The 17393-nt window shown below is 51.4% G+C and carries 18 protein-coding genes; 12 read left to right on the top strand and 6 right to left on the bottom strand.

Going from position 1 to position 17393, the window contains the following annotated elements:
* The first annotated feature begins 37 nt into the window (after positions 1-37).
* On the top strand, positions 38-1315 hold the full coding sequence (locus tag Q397_RS22105) for a DNA polymerase IV (RefSeq protein ID WP_038013575.1): 1278 nt from the start codon (positions 38-40) through the stop codon (positions 1313-1315).
* Between the two features lie 2 nt (positions 1316-1317).
* Here Q397_RS22105 and Q397_RS0111070 read toward each other — a convergent pair whose 3' ends face one another.
* Positions 1318-2115, bottom strand: a complete 798-nt coding sequence (locus Q397_RS0111070; RefSeq protein ID WP_156950698.1) for an EipB family protein — start codon at positions 2113-2115, stop codon at positions 1318-1320.
* A 251-nt stretch (positions 2116-2366) separates the two neighbouring features.
* Between Q397_RS0111070 and Q397_RS0111065 the strand changes: the two genes are divergently transcribed.
* The 4 genes from Q397_RS0111065 to Q397_RS0111050 all read left to right on the top strand — a co-directional run bounded on the left by Q397_RS0111065 (position 2367) and on the right by Q397_RS0111050 (position 4791).
* Entirely contained in the window at positions 2367-3071 is a 705-nt protein-coding gene (locus Q397_RS0111065) for a GGDEF domain-containing protein (RefSeq protein ID WP_051609934.1), read from the top strand.
* Positions 3072-3116: 45 nt separating this feature from the next.
* Positions 3117-3665: a hypothetical protein gene (locus Q397_RS24140; RefSeq protein WP_051609933.1), complete on the top strand. Its 549-nt coding sequence runs from the start codon at positions 3117-3119 to the stop codon at positions 3663-3665.
* 80 nt (positions 3666-3745) lie between these two features.
* A complete protein-coding gene (locus Q397_RS0111055; protein WP_028879479.1) occupies positions 3746-4243 on the top strand; it encodes a peptidylprolyl isomerase in 498 nt (165 codons plus the stop codon).
* Between the two features lie 2 nt (positions 4244-4245).
* Positions 4246-4791: a peptidylprolyl isomerase gene (locus tag Q397_RS0111050; RefSeq protein WP_038013573.1), complete on the top strand. Its 546-nt coding sequence runs from the start codon at positions 4246-4248 to the stop codon at positions 4789-4791.
* Between the two features lie 66 nt (positions 4792-4857).
* Here the strand turns inward: Q397_RS0111050 and Q397_RS0111045 are convergent, their stop codons facing one another.
* On the bottom strand, positions 4858-5655 hold the full coding sequence (locus Q397_RS0111045) for a substrate-binding periplasmic protein (protein WP_028879477.1): 798 nt from the start codon (positions 5653-5655) through the stop codon (positions 4858-4860).
* Positions 5656-5823: 168 nt separating this feature from the next.
* On the opposite strand from Q397_RS0111045, the gene hemN reads away from it, so the two are divergent.
* Positions 5824-7182, top strand: coding sequence for an oxygen-independent coproporphyrinogen III oxidase (gene hemN, locus Q397_RS0111040; RefSeq protein ID WP_028879476.1), 1359 nt, complete (start codon positions 5824-5826; stop codon positions 7180-7182).
* Between the two features lie 5 nt (positions 7183-7187).
* Here the strand turns inward: hemN and Q397_RS0111035 are convergent, their stop codons facing one another.
* A complete protein-coding gene (locus Q397_RS0111035; protein ID WP_028879475.1) occupies positions 7188-8009 on the bottom strand; it encodes a coiled-coil domain-containing protein in 822 nt (273 codons plus the stop codon).
* A 176-nt stretch (positions 8010-8185) separates the two neighbouring features.
* Between Q397_RS0111035 and Q397_RS0111030 the strand changes: the two genes are divergently transcribed.
* Positions 8186-9970, top strand: a complete 1785-nt coding sequence (locus Q397_RS0111030; protein WP_028879474.1) for an acyl-CoA dehydrogenase — start codon at positions 8186-8188, stop codon at positions 9968-9970.
* Positions 9971-10053: 83 nt separating this feature from the next.
* Here the strand turns inward: Q397_RS0111030 and Q397_RS0111025 are convergent, their stop codons facing one another.
* Positions 10054-10509, bottom strand: a complete 456-nt coding sequence (locus Q397_RS0111025) for a deoxycytidylate deaminase (RefSeq protein WP_028879473.1) — start codon at positions 10507-10509, stop codon at positions 10054-10056.
* A gap of 80 nt (positions 10510-10589) precedes the next feature.
* Here Q397_RS0111025 and lptF point away from each other — a divergent pair, with 80 nt between their 5' ends.
* From lptF to rsmA, 5 genes are all read left to right on the top strand, one after another.
* On the top strand, positions 10590-11729 hold the full coding sequence (lptF, locus tag Q397_RS0111020; RefSeq protein WP_028879472.1) for an LPS export ABC transporter permease LptF: 1140 nt from the start codon (positions 10590-10592) through the stop codon (positions 11727-11729).
* 21 nt (positions 11730-11750) lie between these two features.
* Complete coding sequence (gene lptG / locus Q397_RS0111015) at positions 11751-12854, top strand: LPS export ABC transporter permease LptG (RefSeq protein ID WP_051609932.1); 1104 nt, start codon at positions 11751-11753, stop codon at positions 12852-12854.
* 65 nt (positions 12855-12919) lie between these two features.
* On the top strand, positions 12920-14194 hold the full coding sequence (locus tag Q397_RS0111010; RefSeq protein WP_028879470.1) for a peptidylprolyl isomerase: 1275 nt from the start codon (positions 12920-12922) through the stop codon (positions 14192-14194).
* On the top strand, positions 14191-15189 hold the full coding sequence (pdxA, locus tag Q397_RS0111005) for a 4-hydroxythreonine-4-phosphate dehydrogenase PdxA (RefSeq protein WP_028879469.1): 999 nt from the start codon (positions 14191-14193) through the stop codon (positions 15187-15189). Before Q397_RS0111010 ends, pdxA begins: the two co-directional genes overlap by 4 nt.
* Positions 15186-16013, top strand: a complete 828-nt coding sequence (rsmA, locus tag Q397_RS0111000; protein ID WP_028879468.1) for a 16S rRNA (adenine(1518)-N(6)/adenine(1519)-N(6))-dimethyltransferase RsmA — start codon at positions 15186-15188, stop codon at positions 16011-16013. Before pdxA ends, rsmA begins: the two co-directional genes overlap by 4 nt.
* On the opposite strand, the gene Q397_RS22095 is transcribed toward rsmA, so the two are convergent.
* Both Q397_RS22095 and Q397_RS24135 read right to left on the bottom strand, forming a co-directional pair.
* Positions 16010-16702 (bottom strand): Crp/Fnr family transcriptional regulator, encoded by a 693-nt coding sequence (locus Q397_RS22095; protein ID WP_051609931.1) that lies wholly within the window; start codon positions 16700-16702, stop codon positions 16010-16012. The two genes, rsmA and Q397_RS22095, sit on opposite strands and share 4 nt — an antisense overlap.
* Complete coding sequence (locus Q397_RS24135) at positions 16695-17366, bottom strand: Crp/Fnr family transcriptional regulator (protein WP_051609930.1); 672 nt, start codon at positions 17364-17366, stop codon at positions 16695-16697. Before Q397_RS24135 ends, Q397_RS22095 begins: the two co-directional genes overlap by 8 nt.
* Between the last annotated feature and the right edge of the window lie 27 nt (positions 17367-17393).

Here is a 17393-nt window from a genome sequence, read left to right as displayed (position 1 = left end):
TCTTTTTGTTCTCACGGTTGCGCGTTATGATGCGGCCATGAGCGAGACCCTGCCCACCCTGTGCCGCCAATGCGCCCATAGTTTTGATGATCGACCGGAAACACAACGGTGTCCGGTCTGTGGCTCCGTGCGCCTGCTGTCTCACCCCGAGCTGAACTCCCTTCATATCGCGCATATTGATTGCGACTCTTTTTTTGCCACCGTGGAAAAACGCGATAATCCCGACCTCAAAGACAAACCTGTTGTCGTCGGCGGCCGTCATCGGGGCGTGGTCGCTGCTGCCTGTTACATTGCCCGTATCTACGGGGTCAGGTCCGCCATGCCCATGAGCAAAGCTTTAAAGCTGTGTCCTGATCTGGTGATTGTGCCGCCATCCAAAGGCAAATACGGTGAAGTCGGACGACAGGTACGCAACCTCATGTTTGAAGCCACGCCGTTAGTGGAACCGCTGTCTGTGGACGAAGCCTTCCTTGATCTCAGCGGCACAGAAGCCCTGCATGGCGGCAGTCCCGCCCGTACCCTTGTACGCCTCATCAACCGTATTGAAAAAGAAATTGGCGTTACCGCTTCGGTTGGCCTCAGCTACAATAAATCCTTGGCGAAGCTCGCAAGTGATCTTGATAAACCCCGCGGCTTTGCCATTTTGGGTCGCGCAGAAGCCAGAGATTATTTACAGGATAAACCCGTTAAAATGATCTTCGGCGTCGGCGCAGCGATGGAGAAAAAACTGGCCTCCGACGGGATCGCGACCATCGGGCAACTAACGGCTTTTGATAAAACCGACCTCATGCGGGCCTATGGGGCCCTTGGTGCACGGCTTTATCATTTTTGCCGCGCCGAAGACGACCGCAAAGTCACGCCAGAAGCTGAAACCAAAAGCATTTCAAACGAAATTACGCTCGACTCCAACCTCCATAGCTTTAAAGAATTAAAAGAGGTGCTCTATCCGTTGTGCGAAAAAATCTCCCAACGCATGAAGAAAGCCAATCTTGCCGGTCGGACCGTGACCTTAAAAGTCAAAACCACCGGCTTTCGCAACATCACCCGATCCAAACAACTACCCCACCCGACCCAATCCTGCGAAGAACTCTTCACCTGTTCCTGCGCATTATTGGAACCGTTGTGCGATGGCCGCAGCTATCGCTTAATTGGCACCGGTTTTTCAGTGCTGGAAGAAGCCGATAAAGTCGAACCCGCCGTGCCCGACCTGTTCGAACTGGCAGAACAGCAAAAAGACACCCGATCGGAAAAAGCGATTGAGGAAATTCGCCAAAAATACGGTGGCAACGCCATCTTTAAAGGCCGTTTACTCTGATCTTACGGGCAGACTGGTTCGTCCGCGTAAGTCAATTCGATCAGGCGCCCTTGTAAAACAAAGTCGCCAAAGTTCTGCATCAATCGGGTTGTCACCCCGTCTTGACGATAGCGCGCGCCAATTTCCATATAAGGCGTGCTGTCCTGACTTTGGGAGTCAAAAAAGGCCAACTGCATGTCCCAAGCGGGTTGTTTGTCCAGCTTGACATCTTCCACTTTCGCTAATGGTTTCCCGTCAAAACGGGTCATGACCGTGTCCAGACTAAAACCCGCATTGTCGTCACTGCCATCAAAATAAAAACCGTTAAACAGCACCTCGCCTTTTTCCGCCTGCTTCAAGGCTTCCACCATGTGACTCGTCGGAAAATAAGTCCCGGCGGGCAAACTGAGACGTTTATCACTCAGCTGACTATAAACCACCGCAGTTTCACCCACCTCATGACGCGCTTCGCCGCTGATATTCTCCGTTTCCATCCCATTGGTCTGGGTCCGGGTGCGAAAACGCAGCTTTGATCCGTCCTGCGCTTCCCAACTGGTGTAATGCCAGACCATTTGCGAACGGGCGTCATTTTCATAAATCATGTCCAGGGCGGTTTGATGTTCCACCGTCCAGCCGTCACAGGTACGACGAAACTTATACCGCAACAGTCCCTGAGCCTGTTCCACCGGCGACCAGTCGCGCCCATATTGATGCACTTGCGTCATCAGGTAAGTGGCATCATGAGAGCGCAAATTGCCCTCGTCCGCTTCGGCTTGTGACAGCATAAATAAGGACATAACCGCGAGTTTAAGATACTTCAAAACAACTCTCCAACACCTAGGACACCATGGAACATTTTTGCCTAGTGCGGCAATTTTTGCCTAGCACAGGCCTGTTCTCACCCTGCCTATATAGCGCGAATCCCGATAAATCCAAACCATCCATATTGGCATGAGCCTTGCGGGTACTTTTAAAAATCCGGCAGTAAGATCGGTTTTGAAAAAAGATGCTCTGAAAACTAAGGAATGCGTCAGGTCATTGTAGAAACGTAAAAGAAAGCAAAAAAACGCAGATGTTTGACAATATGAAGCAGACCGATCCCCCCGTAAGTCAGCTTGTTGGCGGGATTTGTAAATTGGCTGGCTGTCTTGATGAACGTGCCAGCGCGGCCGAAAGGGAACATGCCCTGCACGAGGCCCTTCAGCTCGCCTATAAAGTGGAAGAGCATTTCAACCAACAAAGCGAACGGATCACCTATCTGGAACGCCTCGCCATGACCGATAGCCTGACCGGCATCCTCAATCGGCGCGGTTTTCAATCCGAACTCCATCGCGTCCTTGCCTCTGCACGTCGATTTAAAGAAACCGGTGTGTTGGCCTATATCGACCTGGATGAGTTTAAGCCCATCAACGACAATTTCGGTCACACCTGCGGGGATGAAGTCTTGTGCCATGTGGCACGTGTCTTGGAACGTATGACCCGCGGCATGGACTATGTCGCACGCCTTGGCGGGGATGAATTTGCGGTCCTTCTGGTGCGTAGCGGCTGGGAAGATGGCGAAACACGCATCGGCAAAATTGCCGCGGAACTCAACAACACCTCCATGCGCTGGAAAGATCAGTTCATTGACTTAAAAGCCAGCGTTGGCTTGCAATTTTACGATCAAAACAGCATGACCCATACATTGATGAGTGCCGCAGACGAGTCGATGTATGAAATTAAAAAATTCAAACACGGACAGCCGAAAGACATATGCAGATTAACCGCGGCAGAATAATGCCCTCGCTCAACCCACAGAATGACAACAGGAAAGGAATGGACGATGCAAATTGACTCCAGCCTCTCTCACGTCTTTCTTCAAGAGCAGGAAAACCTGTCGCGGACCAACGTTTATACAAGACCAGACCCACTGATCACCCCACCGCCGAGTCAGCAGGATCTGGAACGGATCGAGGAGACAAAGCGCACTGCCCCGCAAGATGTTGTCCAGTTTAACGGCATCGAAATCGATCTTGAGACGTACAACGAAAATTCACAAGATGAAGAAGAAGGCCTCGACATTCGCAACACCACCCCGCGCGAAATGTCCGACATCAGCCTTGATCTCTATATCGATGGATCGCTGACCTATGACGAATATTCCATGCTGGCCTTTCAGCCGGAACTTCACCCCCGTTTTGAAGCCACCGTCGGGGCGCTGACCGGACAACGTGCCGACCCCGATCGCCCGCGCGACTATATTGCGGAATGGGAAGAAAAGTACGATTTTGAACGCCGCTACCCGTCCGGCAACGAAAAAACACTCAAACAAATCGACCGCATTTTAGGGGTCTTGCAAGGCTTCCAGCGCTCCCTTGATTTTGTTGCTTAGGAAAAACGCCCTTTCGCCTCTTTGATTTTATGTTACTCTGTGCGCCATTTTGAATTCAAACACACTAAGGCAGCTTTTACATGGTCGAAATCAAAGATCCTGAAAACACACTATTTCTTGACCTCAAAGATGGTCGTGTCACCATTGAACTCCGCCCCGATCTGGCCCCAAAACACGTTGAACGCATCAAGATGCTGGCCCGTGAAGGTTTCTACGATGGCGTTGTGTTCCATCGTGTAATCGACGGTTTTATGGCCCAAGGCGGCGACCCAACCGGCACCGGTATGGGCGGCAGCGACTATCCCGATCTGGAAGCTGAATTTTCTGACGAGCCGCACATCGAAGGGTCTTGTTCCATGGCGCGTGCGATGGACCCGAACAGCGCAAACAGCCAGTTCTTCCTGTGCTTTGATCGCGCCCCGCATCTGGACAACCAATACACCTTCTGGGGCCAGATCATTGACGGGATGGAACATGTCCACGCCATCAAAAAAGGCAGCCCGTTCAATAACGGCAGCGTAGATGAACCTGACAGCATCCTTAAAATGCACGTCGCAGCCGACCTGGAAGAGGCCTAATCATGAAACGTTTTCTCCTGACCCTCTTGAGCGTCTTTGTCTTGACCTTTCAGGCCGAAGCGCAAGATCTTGATAAAGAAAACACGCTTTACATGGACCTGAAAGATGGCCGTGTGGTGATCCGTATGCGGCCCGACCTTGCTCCGCTGCATGTGGAACGTATCAAAAAGCTGACCCGCGAAGGCTTTTATGACGGCACGCCGTTTCACCGTGTGATCCGCGGCTTTATGGCCCAAGGTGGTGATCCGACCGGCACCGGCATGGGCGGCAGCAACTATCCAGACCTGCCGGCGGAATTTTCCAACGCGCTGCACACAACAGGCACCGTGTCTATGGCGCGTTCTTCCAACCCGAACAGTGCCAACAGCCAGTTTTTCATCGTCTTTAAAAAGGCGGCCCATCTGGATGGCCAGTACACCGTCTGGGGTGAAGTCGTTGACGGTATGAACTTTGTCAACCGCATCAAAAAAGGCAGCAGCATGAACAATGGTCAGGTGACCAACCCTGACAAGATTGTGAAAATGCAAGTTGCTGCGGACGTTCAATAAACGTTCGCCGACAGACCAAAATAAAAAGCTCCGTGATCTCGCGGAGCTTTTTTTGTCTTCTCACGATTAGTTTTCCATCATCTTTTGGTATTTTTGTAAAATTGCTATCAAACGTCCGTTTTCCTGCAAACGCTTGATCCCATCATCCAATATGGTCTTCAGTTCATTTGCGTAAGGCGTATTTTTGGAAATCAGCATATAAAAATAGTCTGGCTTTGCATCCGGGACAGGCGCATGAGCGAGCAAATCATTATCTATGAGATTTTCCCCGACCAGGCGGAAGCCCTTTAGGACACTGGGTCGCCCAATAAAGAACGCGCAATCCCCATTTAACGTGCGCGCGACCAACGCCGAGTAGGATTTGGCAACTCGTTTAATGTCGGTATTTTTAAGTTGCCCCGCCCCTTCGTAATTATAAGAATACCGGCCACAAACGCTGCCATAGCGCAAGAGGTCCTCTGCCCTTTTCACAACCGGTGCCGTTTCAAAACGATCTCGGGCATAAAAATAATGCTGCTGTGTCCGGTAATAACTGCGCGTGTATATAAAATGCTCTGTACGGCTCTGTTCAAAAGACGCACTCAACGCCACCTGAAAAGCATGCCCGTCGGCCGTTCTTTCAAGGCATTGTTTCCACGACGGAAAATGGACTTCCAGCTCAATACCCAAGGGATCGAGGATTTCATGAATGACATCCACATCGTACCCTTTAACAATCCCCGGCTCATGGCGATCCATGTAGGTATAGGGTGGCCACCCCGATCCATCACCGCAAAAACGGATACTGACCCCTTGCAAAGTCGTCGCGTTGGCGGATAGGTGCATTGCACATGAAAATATGATACCCAGCAAAAGCCGATACATATAAATTTCTCTTACCCTTTATAAATTATTATCTGAACCTAATTCACAGACTACCGTTGGTCCATAAAAAACATACAAAATTATACTTATGAATTGCCTAACAATGACCACAATTAAACGCCATATAGCTACAACAACCACCTCCAAAGAAAACTGCGGGACTGTGTCATGAACGTTTCTATCGCTGAAAAATCCGAAAAATACGACCTGCGTGTACCGCGTTACACCAGCTACCCCACATCGCCGCATTTTCTGGACACAAAAACAGATGCGGACTATCGCGCGTGGTTGAAGGACCTTGATCCCACCGTTGGCGTTTCCCTCTACATCCACATTCCGTTTTGTGACGAGATGTGTTCTTTCTGTGGATGTTACACAAAGATCGTCAAGCGTTACGATCCGATCACCGAATATCTAAACTACGTTCATAAAGAGATTGAACTGCTGGCAGAGGCTTTGCCCGCCCGTATGACCGCAAAGCACGTCCATTGGGGCGGTGGCTCCCCGACCATGTTGAAGGCGGAAGACTGGCGTTCCATCATCGATAAGCTGAAACAGCATTTCGACATTGATGAAAGCTCCGAACTGGCGGTAGAACTTGACCCGCGCACCGCGACAGAAGAATACGTCAAAGCGATTTCGGAAGCAGGCATCAACCGTGCCTCCATCGGGGTTCAGGATTTCCATGAAGAAGTGCAGGTTGCCATTAACCGGATTCAGCCCTTTGACGTGACCAAAAACGTGGTGGGTTGGCTGAAAAAGTATGGCATCAACTCCATCAACTTTGACCTGCTCTATGGCTTACCCTTCCAGACAACAGAACGTGTTCTGGACATGGTGGACCGTGCGGTCAGTCTTGACCCCAAACGCTTTGCCGTCTTTGGCTACGCCCATGTACCGTGGATGAAAAGCCATATGAAGCTGATCCCGGAAGAAGCTCTGCCCAATGCCAAAGAACGTTGGGAACAAATGGAAGCGGCTGCCAATCGTCTGGTAGAACACGGCTTTGTCAAAGTCGGTCTGGACCATTATGCCCGTCCCGACGACGAAATGACCCTCGCCATGAAAGAAGAACGCCTGCACCGTAATTTCCAAGGTTACACAGTCGATAACAACCCGGTCATGTTGCCCTTAGGTGCCTCCAGCATCGGGCAGACACCGACAGGCTACATCGCCAACGTCCAGCCTTTGCACGATTACAAACGCATGATCGACGAGGGTATTCTGCCTATTGGTCGCACATGCAAACTAACGGACGAAGATATCCTGCGCCGCGCGGTCATCGAACAGATTATGTGCAACATGAAAGTCGATCTGCCGAAAATGTGCCGGGACCACAATGTCGCCGAAGATTTCTTCGCCGCTGAGGAAGAAAAACTCCATCCCTTAGTGGAAGATGGCCTCTGTACCCTTGAAAATGGCGTCCTGACCTTACCGGAAGAAGGTCGTCCTCTCATGCGTATGGTCGCTTCTATATTTGATACTTACCTGCAAAAAGGCCAGAAAAAGCACTCCCGCGCAGTGTAAGGCCTCTATTTCAGCGCCATATCGCGTGATTTGACAATCAGGTCAAACAGATACGCGGTTTCCGGTGTCCCTGTACGGTCCGGGTGCAATGCTTTTAGCAACGCCCTGGACCGTTTCTCGACTTTATCGGCCTCATCCGGCTGTAGGCCCAGCATATAATGCGGGTCACTCGGCACCAGTACCATGTTCTGGCGTTGGGCATGAGCAAGCTCTTCTACAGCCTGATCCCTTGCCCCTTGCATATCAGCCAGTTCTTCGCGCAGGCTTTGCATTTTTTTCTCAAGGCGTTGGATTTTATCCTCTTTAGCGGCAAGTTCTGCTTTGGCGAAATCATCCAGTTTATCGCGCAAGGTCTTCTTTTCGTTGATCCGTTCATATTGCGTGCGAATGCAGGCCTGACAAAACAACACGTCGCGCAACTGGCCTTCATCCAGCCCCTCGCCTTTGCTGCGGAAGTTATCGTTCCAGAACAAATCAAAATCAGCAAAAAATTCAGTGAATGAGCCCGCTTCCTCATTCAATAAAGGGCGATGGGTTTGGTAGTTCAGCGACAGGACTTTGACCAGAAACTTATGCACATCCGGCCCGCACAACAGCCGGATATAAGGATGGCGCACATAATCATCCTGATATGCATCACTAAAAAAGCGATTTTCCTGAAAAAAATGCGCCTTGGCTTTCTTCAGCCGTTGTGCAAGTGCGTCCGGCAACAGGGTTTCAAACTCTTGCGATGTCACAAAATGCAGATATATGAAGAAAGGGAGATAGATGGATATCGCTTTCTTTTTTTGATGATCGATCGACAGAGGTAGACGAATGATATGCATAAGTACTTGATATTCCGCTAATACAATGAAATCCCATACATTCTTTTACATCTTCGTCACAAAAAATTAATTCGTAGCCCGAACATTTATGTGGCACTTGCGAAGACATATCGACTATAGTCTCCACAAGTTAAAAAATCACGACTTTACGACCGACTTTAAGGGGGTTTAAGACCATGACTGTCTATGATGCACCGATCAATGAAATGGAATTTCTGATCAAGGATGTGTTCGATTTGAACAGCATCACTGCACTGCCAGGCTATGAAGAAGCAACCGAAGACATGGTTGATGCCATTCTGGAAGAAGCGGGCAAACTGGGCCGCGACATCATCGCGCCGCTGGCCCGCACCTCAGACGTGGAAAACCCGGTCTGGAAAGACAATACCGTGACAACGGCACCGGGCTTTAAAGAAGCTTACGCGCAGTTTATCGAAGGTGGCTGGCAAGGCATCGGTTGTGATCCGGAATTTGGCGGCATGGGCCTGCCGTTCGTTCTGTCCAACGCGGTCAGCGAAATCTGGAACGCCTCTTCCATCGCGTTTGGCCTGTGCCCGATGCTGACAGGTGGCGCGATTGAAGCCCTTGAAACACATGGCTCTGACGAACAAAAAGAAAAATACCTCGGCAAAATGGTTTCCGGTGAATGGACCGGCACCATGAACCTGACAGAACCGTCTGCAGGTTCTGACCTTGCGGCTGTCAGCACAAAAGCTGTTAAACAAGAAGACGGCACCTATAAAATTTCCGGTCAAAAAATCTTCATCACCTTTGGTGAACACGATATGACCGAAAACATCATCCACCTTGTCCTTGCACGTACACCGGATGCACCGGCAGGCTCACGCGGGATTTCCCTGTTTATCGTGCCTAAATATCTGGTCAACGATGACGGGTCTTTGGGGGAACGTAACCCGGCTTATTGTATCTCCCTTGAGCATAAAATGGGTATCCATGGTTCCCCAACCGCGACCATGTCCTTTGAAGACGCCACTGGCTATCTGGTGAAAGAAGAAAACAAGGGTCTGGCCTGCATGTTCACCATGATGAACAACGCACGCCTGAACGTGGGCAACGAAGGTTTCGCCGCTGCGGAACGTGCCTATCAATGTGCCCGCGCCTATGCCCGTGAGCGTACCCAAAGCCCGCTGATCGGGTCTAAAGATAAAACATCCGTGTCGATCGACAAGCACCCGGACGTACGCCGCATGCTGTTGACCATGAAGTCCAAAACAGAAGCTGCCCGCGCCATCTCCTACTTTGCGGCCCGTCAGCAAGACTTCTTCAGCAAAGGCACAACAGATGAAGATCGCGCCAAGGCGGATGCCCTGATCCAGCTTTTGACACCTGTTGTGAAGGCTTACAGCACCGACATCGGCGCGGAAGTTGCCAACGATGGCATTCAGGTCCACGGCGGCATGGGCTTCATCGAAGAGTCCGGCGCGCCGCAATGGTTCCGTGATGTTCGTATCACCGCGATCTATGAAGGAACAAACGGCATTCAGGCCAATGACCTGATCGGTCGTAAAGTTGCCATGAATGGCGGCGCCTACCTTGATATCCTGCTGCCCATGATCAAAGAAGACATTGCGGCTGCCAACGCCAAAGGCGGCGTCTTTGCCGAAATGGCCGCCGAAGTGGCAGACGGTGTTGCAAAAATCGAAGACGCCACAAAATGGCTCATCGACAGCTTTAAGGAAGACCCGAAACAAGCGGCAACCGGTTCCGTTCACTACCTGCGTCTGATGGGGAATGTTTGCGGCGGCTGGCTGCTGACGAAATCCGCTGTTGTCGCACAAGCTAAACTGGATGCAGGCGAAGGTGATCCGACCTTCCTGAAAGCCAAAATCAACACAGCGCGCTTCTTCACAGAACAGGTTATGCCTGTCAGTGGTGCCTTGGCGAACATGTTCACCAAAGGCTATGCGGCTGTTCTGGAATGTGAAGACGACTACCTCTAGGTCGCCTCACAGACAAAGACAAAACAAAAGCCCCGCTTGGTCATCACCAGCGGGGCTTTTGCTTTATACATTATGTGCAGTTCTCAATCGTCCTGAATGATGACTTCAACCCCACCTTCGCCAAACATCTCGGTGGAACAGGCCATATCAGCTTCCCAACGCGCGCGAAAATCCTCGTTCATAGAGCTTGCATCGACAACCACGCGCGCAATCCCCGCCTGAATAATTTTACGGGCACAGCCCGCACAGGGGAAATGGGTCACATATAAGGTCGCCCCCAAGGCGCGCTGTCCCGTGCGCGCAAGGTTCGCAATCGCGTTTTCTTCCGCATGGCTGGTCCATTTATATTTCTCAGGGCGTTGATGGCGTTCGGGGACATCATCATTGACGCCACGGGCAAATCCGTTATAGGCAAAGGTCAAAGGCGTACCATCATCCATCATCACCACGGCACCGACCTTCGTGCTTTGATCTTTCGACCATTGAGCCACTGTACGGGCAACTTCGATGCCGCGTTTGTTCCATTTATTTCCCGCCATAATGACTCCCTGCTTGCAATTTTCACAAGTACGATCATATTGCTTTCTTTTGGCGCATCAAGGATTATACTTCCCCGATCATGAAAAGTTTGGACAGATACCTTTTTAGACAGCTCTTTGCCGGATTTGTACTGGTCGCCCTCGCGCTTGTCTGCGTGTTGTGGCTGACCCAATCCCTGCGCTTTGTGGAATTGATTGTAAACCGCGGTCTGGGCATCGGTATGTTTGTCTATTTTACCGCACTTTTGCTGCCAAACTTTCTGACCATTATTCTGCCCATTGCGCTGTTTGCGGTCGTGACCTTTACCTATAGTCGCCTCAATATGGACCGGGAACTCCCGGTTATGCGCGCCTGTGGCATGAGCAACTGGGCCATTGCGCGTCCTGCCCTCATTCTGACGGCGTGCGTGATGATGGCGTCCTACGCGCTTAATCTCTACCTTGTGCCCAAGTCTTATCAACTGTTTCGCGAACTACAATGGGAACTGCGAAATAGCATGTCCCACCTGTTGCTGCGCGAAGGCGCCTTTAACGAACTCGGCAGCAATGTCACCGTCTATGTGGGCGAACGCACCCAGGAAGGTCAATTGCTCGGCATCCTCGTCCATGATGAGACCGATGCGGAACGTCCGGTCACTCTGATGGCGCAACGCGGTGCGTTGATTGAAGTCGATGGATCAGCGCGCGTCATTATGTTTAAAGGCAACCGTCAGGTGGTCGAGCCCACAACGGGCAAATTCTCCATGCTCTATTTTGACCGCTACACCCACGACGTACCGATCAAAACAGCCGCAAACGTTCAACGCACACCGGAAGCGCGTGAACTTATGGTACCGGAACTGTTAAATCCTGAAACCACGCCGGGCCTGCCTGCACATGATTTCGGTAAACATATTGTAGAAGGCCATCAACGCCTGATCAGCCCGTTTTTATCCTTATCAAATGCTTTGGCTGCTTTAATGTTCCTGACCGCCGGACAATTCAGCCGACGTGGACAGGCCAAACGGGTGCTGCTGGCCATCACCGGGGTTATTTTGTTGCAGGTGGCCTCCCTTGGTCTGGCAAATATGGCGGCAAAAAACCTGTCACTACTGCCACTGCTTTACATCGGGACGTTGCTTCCGATCCCGGTCTGTAGTTTCTTCATGGCTTGGCATCCCAAACGCAGTGCCAAAAAAGAAGCGCGCGAACTTGAGTTTGCCGCGCAAAATCGGGCTTAAGAGGGACAGTATTCAAAGATCATGATTAGACTTGCTCCCACCTTATCGCTTTATATCGGGCGACATTTCCTCCTGCATTTTGCCATTTTGATGGTGGTCTTTCTTGGACTGATCTTCCTGATCGACTCCATTGAACTGTTGCGTCGTTCCGCCAACAAAGAAGGTGTCACCGCAATCCTCGCCCTACAGATGGCCTTGATGAAGCTCCCCCATCTGGGTCAAGAAACCTTTCCCTTTGCGGTACTTTTTGCGGGTATGTCGGCCTTTAGCCGCCTAACCAAATCCCATGAGCTGGTGGTTGCCCGCGCCGCGGGTGTTTCTGCGTGGCGATTTATGTCACCCGCGATTATAGCCGCGTTTCTTCTCGGTCTTTTCCAGATTATGGTAATCAACCCCTTGGGATCAGCCACACTCAGCGCTTTTGAACAAATGGAAAGCCGCTATTTTGACGGCAAAACCAGTATGCTCAGCCTGTCAGCAAATGGCCTGTGGCTGCGTCAAAGCAACCTTGAAGGCCAGTCGGTTCTGCACTCACGCTTTGTCCTGCAGCAAGGCGAACATGTGGATTTGAACAACGTCAGCATCTTTGTTTACAAAGACGCCGATACCTTCTCTCACCGCATCGAAGCAGACCGCGCCACCTTGGAAGACGGCTTTTGGCACCTTTATAATGTGCAGGTCCATATTCCAGAAAAACCGACAGAATATAATGACGAACTATGGTTTGAAACCGACCTGACCCTCAATAAAATTCAGGACAGTTTTGCACCGCCGGAAACCATGTCTTTCTGGTCCCTGCCCGGTTTTATCGACACAATGGAAAAAGCCGGTTTTAGCGGCAAGCGCCACAAGCTGCATTATCACAGCCTGCTCTCCACCCCCTTGCTGCTGGCTGCCATGATCCTGATTGCCGCAACCTTTACCCTGCGCCATACCCGCAAGGGCGGCACCACATTTGTTGTCAGCGGAGGCATGCTCTGCGGATTCATCCTCTATTTCTTCACGGATATCTCTATGGCACTGGCTCTTTCCGGCAGTATTCCTGTATTGTTGGCAGCTTGGGCGCCAGCAACAATTTGTATGCTCCTGGGAAGTACCATGATCTTACATTTGGAAGATGGCTAAGGTACTGTACTTTTGATAAAATCCGTTTACAGTGTTCTCTCTTTTAATTCATAAATCGTTTGGTCATGTTACAGCTTATTCAAAAGACAAAAAGTGCAGCCCTGATCGCTTTTGCGACACTTTTCTTTCTCCAGAACCCGAGCTACGCCCAAGGTGTCATGCGTATTGCTGCAGTGGTCAACGATGATGTGATCTCGGCCCATGACCTTGCCCAGCGCGTGCGTCTGACCATTGCGACCAGCCGTATCCCTGATACACCGCAAGTACGCAGCCGACTGGCCTCTTCGATTCTGCGCACCATGATTGACGAGCGCATGAAACTTCAGGCCGCAGAAAGTCAAGGTATCGAAATCAAGGATGACCAGATCAAATCCGGTCTTCAAAGATATGCGCAGTCTCACAAAATCAACCCCAACATGCTGGAACAGGCCTTGGACCAGATCGGTGTGGACATTATGATTTTGGAAGAACAAGCCGAAGCGGAAATTGCTTGGTCCATTTATGTCAAGCGTATGAGTGGTCAGCGCATTGCCGTCAGCGAGCAAGAAGTTGACGCCGCCATGCAGCAGATCGAGGCAAACAAAGGCAAGCCCGAATATAACTTCGCAGAGATTTTCCTCCCCGTAGACACCCCTTCGGAAGAAGCCAACGCCCGCCAAATGGCAGAACGCCTGCTTGGACATATTCAGGAAGGATCTTCATTTGAAGGGCTGGCCCGCGACTTCTCCAAAAGCCCCTCAGCCACAGAAGGCGGCGTTTTGGGGTGGGTGCAATCCGGCAACATTGATCCCAACATCGAAAATACACTGGAACGCCTGCCCATCGGTCAGTATTCCAAACCTGTGCGCACACCTGCGGGCTATTATCTTTTAAAGCTCAATGACAAACGTATTTCAGGGCAAGAAACAGCGGACGAAATCCTTGACCTCGGTCAGATTGTGCTCCCCTACAACTCCCCTGAAACCAAAGCACAGGCGCAACAAAACGCACAATACCTCGCTCAACAAATCCAAGCCTGTGAAACCATCTCCCAAGTCGCACAACAGGTTCCCGGCGCGCAAAGCAGCACTATCGAAAATGTAAAAATGTCTACGACCCTGCCTGCACTGCGCGAAACTCTGGCCAATGTACAAAAAGGTCAAATCACCTTCTTTGAACGTCCGAATGCCATGATGGTCATCATGGTTTGTGATCGCCGTCAAGCAGCCGCGACAGCAGAACCGGAAATTGCCAAACGCCGCGAGATCGAAAATCGCCTGCGTCTGGAGAAAATCGGTCGGGAAGAACGCCGCCTGCTGCAACAGGAACGCCGCTCGGCCTTTGTGGACATTCGTTTATGATCGCGCCGCTTGCGCTTTCAATGGGGGAACCTGCCGGGATCGGCGGTGAAATCACCCTGAAAGCGTGGCGCGACCATCGTCAGGATCTCCCTGCATTTTTTGTCATCGACTGCCCCCATCGCCTGAGCCATTTGGCAAATGACCTCAAATGGACCGTGCCGCTGTGCCCGATTTCTGATCCGAGCGAAGCTTTGGACGTCTTTCAGGACGCGCTACCGGTGCTGGAACATCCCGTCACAGCAGGTACACCGGGTGTGATCAGCAAACATACGGCAAAATCGGTCATAAGCTCGATTGAACGTGCGGTCGAACTCACCCAGTCCGGTGCGGCAAGCGCGGTTGTAACCAACCCGATCCACAAACATGCCTTGAAACAATCCGGCTTTGAATTTCCCGGACATACGGAATTTCTGGCCGAACTGGCAGGCATTAAGACACCACCGATCATGATGCTGGCCTGTGACGAGCTGCGCGTGGTCCCGCTGACTGTCCATGTTGCCTTAAAAGACGCCATCGCCCAATTAAGTGCAGACCTGATCGTTGAAAAATGCCTGATCACGGCCCAAGCGCTGAAAGACACTGCCGGTCTTAAAAACCCCCGCCTCGCCATCGCAGGGCTAAACCCTCACGCAGGCGAAGATGGCGATATGGGCCGTGAAGAAATTGACTTTATCAACGCCGCCGTACAACGCCTGAAAGATCACGGGCTGGATGTTCGCGGCCCCCTGCCACCGGATACAATGTTCCACAAAGCAGCCCGTCAAAACTATGACGTTGCCATGTGCATGTATCACGATCAGGCCCTTATCCCGATCAAAACACTGGCCTTTGACCTTGGTGTCAATGTCACGCTGGGTCTGCCGTTTATCCGCACCTCGCCGGATCATGGTACCGCGCTGAACATTGCCGGACAAGGGATCGCCAGTGAAACCAGCCTCGTCGCCGCCCTGAAAATGGCAGGTGAAATGGCCCAACGTAAAAAAGACAGCCTATGACTACAGACAACCTGCCCCCTTTGCGCGATGTCATCGCCAAATATGATCTCGCCGCCAAAAAATCACTAGGCCAGCACTTTCTGCTCGACCTCAACCTGACCAGTCGGGTTGCCCGCGCTGCAGGGGACTTAAGCAACTGTACAGTCATTGAAATCGGCCCCGGCCCCGGTGGTCTGACCCGCGCCCTGCTGATGGAAGGGGCAAAAAAAGTCATCGCCATTGAACGTGATGAGCGCCCGATCAAAGCCTTGCAGGAAGTTGCCGCCGCCTACCCCGGCCGACTGGAGATCATCGAAGGGGATGCCCTTGAGATTGATCCAGCAAGCCTCTGTGAAGGGCCGCGTAAAATCGTTGCCAACCTGCCCTACAATATCTCCACTCAACTGGTCTTAAACTGGCTGGACAATATCACCGAATATGAATGCCTGACTCTCATGTTCCAAAAGGAAGTGGCAGATCGGCTGGCTGCGGTGCCTAAAACCAAAGACTACGGTCGTTTGTCCGTCTTGACCCAATGGCTGTGCGAGGTGCGCAGTAACTTCAATATCAAGCCAACCGCTTTCACGCCACCGCCAAAGGTCATGTCCACGGTCGCAACCCTTGTGCCGCGTGCGGCCCCCTTGGTCGATGTGGATCAAGCGGATTTGGAAAAAGTGACACAAGCCGCCTTCGGACAACGTCGCAAAATGCTGCGCGCGAGCTTAAAATCCCTAGGCGTCAACGGCGAAGAACTGGCAGAAAAAGCTGGCATCGCCCCGACCAAACGGGCCGAAGAATTATCGGTGGAAGAGTTCTGTTCCCTCGTGAAGGCATGGCGGGCTTAATCCGCCTGCCCCTCACAAAAACGCCGCAACCGATCCACATCTGAGACAATCAGACTGCTTTTTTGACAATCCACCCCCAAATCCCGCAGGCGGATCAGCGCACGCGACAGGCTCTCCGGCTTCATGCCGACGCGCGCGGCAATTACATGCTTATCATACGGCAACGGAACCTGCTCGCCTTCTCCAGCCATCACTAACGACAGAAAGAAGGTGCCGAGCCGCTGTGCCGGTGACTGGGTTTTCAGTTGAACAACCTGATTGAGCAAGAGGCGGTGGCGCTGCGCCATACCGGATAAAACCCGTTGGGCCAAAAGGCTATTTTCCTCCAGCCGTTTTAAAAAGGCGCGCCCTTCAATACGCACCAACACACAAGGGCTGAGGGTCTCCCCGTTCACGGGAAAACGCGCCGACAAAAAGATCGCTGCCTCAGCAAGACTCATCAGTGGGGAGATGATTTCAACCACATTCTCTTCACCTTCTTCTGTGGTGGTGAACAGCTTCACCTGCCCCTCCAACACCGCGTAAAAATGATCCGCCTTTTCCCCTTGAGAAAAAAGCAGCGCCCCTTTTTGCGGGGTCACCACAACTGCACGATCCAGCAAAATGCGGATCTCTGCTACCGTAAGCCCCTGAAATAAAGGCACCTTGCGCAGACGCATCATCTGATCATCTGACAAAACTTTACTCATACTCATCTCCACAGAAATCACGTAGCATTTCAACATCCCCAATCGTAATTCGATTTTTCTGGGTGATCACACCACATGCTTTCAATTTACCAAAGGCACGCGACAGACTTTCCGGCTTCATTCCCAGACGGGCCGCAAGTAAACGCTTATCATACGGTAATTCCAGATCAACCGTCCCCTGATCCGCCCCACTTAATCCCAACAAAAACGTGCCAAGACGCTTTGAGGTGTTCTTTGCCTTCAGCTCGTTAATCTCCTTCACCGCACCATGCATCTCCGCAGAAATATTGGCAAAGACGGCCAATTGAAAATCAAAATACTCGGCCGTTAAGCGCTGAAAGACCTCTAGGTCGAGACTTAAAATCTCTGTTTCCTCAATTGCGATTGCCGACACGCTATGGGGCAGCCCTGCACAAGCCTCCACAAACCCAAGACGGTCCCCTTTAGACAGGAGATCAATCACCACCTCTTCGTCATGAAGTGTGACAAATGTCTTAAGCCGACCGGAGAGAACCCATAAAATCCGCTTTACATTTGTAGTTTCTTCACATACAACACTACCAGATTGCAGTTTATTGATTTGTGCTGATTTGTAGACCGTTTCCTGTCGCTCCGGTGTTAACCTTTTTAAGAGGGGCAAGGTGGCAAGTCGCTCTAAACTCATTGGTAAAACGGCCTTTCTCAAAAAATT

The sequence above is a fragment of the Terasakiella pusilla DSM 6293 genome, from assembly GCF_000688235.1.
Lineage (GTDB): Bacteria > Pseudomonadota > Alphaproteobacteria > Rhodospirillales > Terasakiellaceae > Terasakiella > Terasakiella pusilla.
Note: the sequence above shows the minus strand (reverse complement) of the source record. Positions and strands in the feature narration are given on the sequence as shown.

What these genes read in the sequence shown, in the direction of transcription:
- Q397_RS22105 (WP_038013575.1), top strand. Translation starts at nt 38, where the DNA reads ATGAGCGAGACCCTGCCCACCCTGTGCCGCCAATGCGCCCATAGTTTT.
- Q397_RS0111065 (WP_051609934.1), top strand. Translation starts at nt 2,367, where the DNA reads ATGTTTGACAATATGAAGCAGACCGATCCCCCCGTAAGTCAGCTTGTT.
- Q397_RS24140 (WP_051609933.1), top strand. Translation starts at nt 3,117, where the DNA reads ATGCAAATTGACTCCAGCCTCTCTCACGTCTTTCTTCAAGAGCAGGAA.
- Q397_RS0111055 (WP_028879479.1), top strand. Translation starts at nt 3,746, where the DNA reads ATGGTCGAAATCAAAGATCCTGAAAACACACTATTTCTTGACCTCAAA.
- Q397_RS0111050 (WP_038013573.1), top strand. Translation starts at nt 4,246, where the DNA reads ATGAAACGTTTTCTCCTGACCCTCTTGAGCGTCTTTGTCTTGACCTTT.
- Q397_RS0111045 (WP_028879477.1), bottom strand. Translation starts at nt 5,655, where the DNA reads ATGTATCGGCTTTTGCTGGGTATCATATTTTCATGTGCAATGCACCTA.
- hemN (WP_028879476.1), top strand. Translation starts at nt 5,824, where the DNA reads ATGAACGTTTCTATCGCTGAAAAATCCGAAAAATACGACCTGCGTGTA.
- Q397_RS0111035 (WP_028879475.1), bottom strand. Translation starts at nt 8,009, where the DNA reads ATGCATATCATTCGTCTACCTCTGTCGATCGATCATCAAAAAAAGAAA.
- Q397_RS0111030 (WP_028879474.1), top strand. Translation starts at nt 8,186, where the DNA reads ATGACTGTCTATGATGCACCGATCAATGAAATGGAATTTCTGATCAAG.
- Q397_RS0111025 (WP_028879473.1), bottom strand. Translation starts at nt 10,509, where the DNA reads ATGGCGGGAAATAAATGGAACAAACGCGGCATCGAAGTTGCCCGTACA.
- lptF (WP_028879472.1), top strand. Translation starts at nt 10,590, where the DNA reads ATGAAAAGTTTGGACAGATACCTTTTTAGACAGCTCTTTGCCGGATTT.
- lptG (WP_051609932.1), top strand. Translation starts at nt 11,751, where the DNA reads ATGATTAGACTTGCTCCCACCTTATCGCTTTATATCGGGCGACATTTC.
- Q397_RS0111010 (WP_028879470.1), top strand. Translation starts at nt 12,920, where the DNA reads ATGTTACAGCTTATTCAAAAGACAAAAAGTGCAGCCCTGATCGCTTTT.
- pdxA (WP_028879469.1), top strand. Translation starts at nt 14,191, where the DNA reads ATGATCGCGCCGCTTGCGCTTTCAATGGGGGAACCTGCCGGGATCGGC.
- rsmA (WP_028879468.1), top strand. Translation starts at nt 15,186, where the DNA reads ATGACTACAGACAACCTGCCCCCTTTGCGCGATGTCATCGCCAAATAT.
- Q397_RS22095 (WP_051609931.1), bottom strand. Translation starts at nt 16,702, where the DNA reads ATGAGTAAAGTTTTGTCAGATGATCAGATGATGCGTCTGCGCAAGGTG.
- Q397_RS24135 (WP_051609930.1), bottom strand. Translation starts at nt 17,366, where the DNA reads ATGAGTTTAGAGCGACTTGCCACCTTGCCCCTCTTAAAAAGGTTAACA.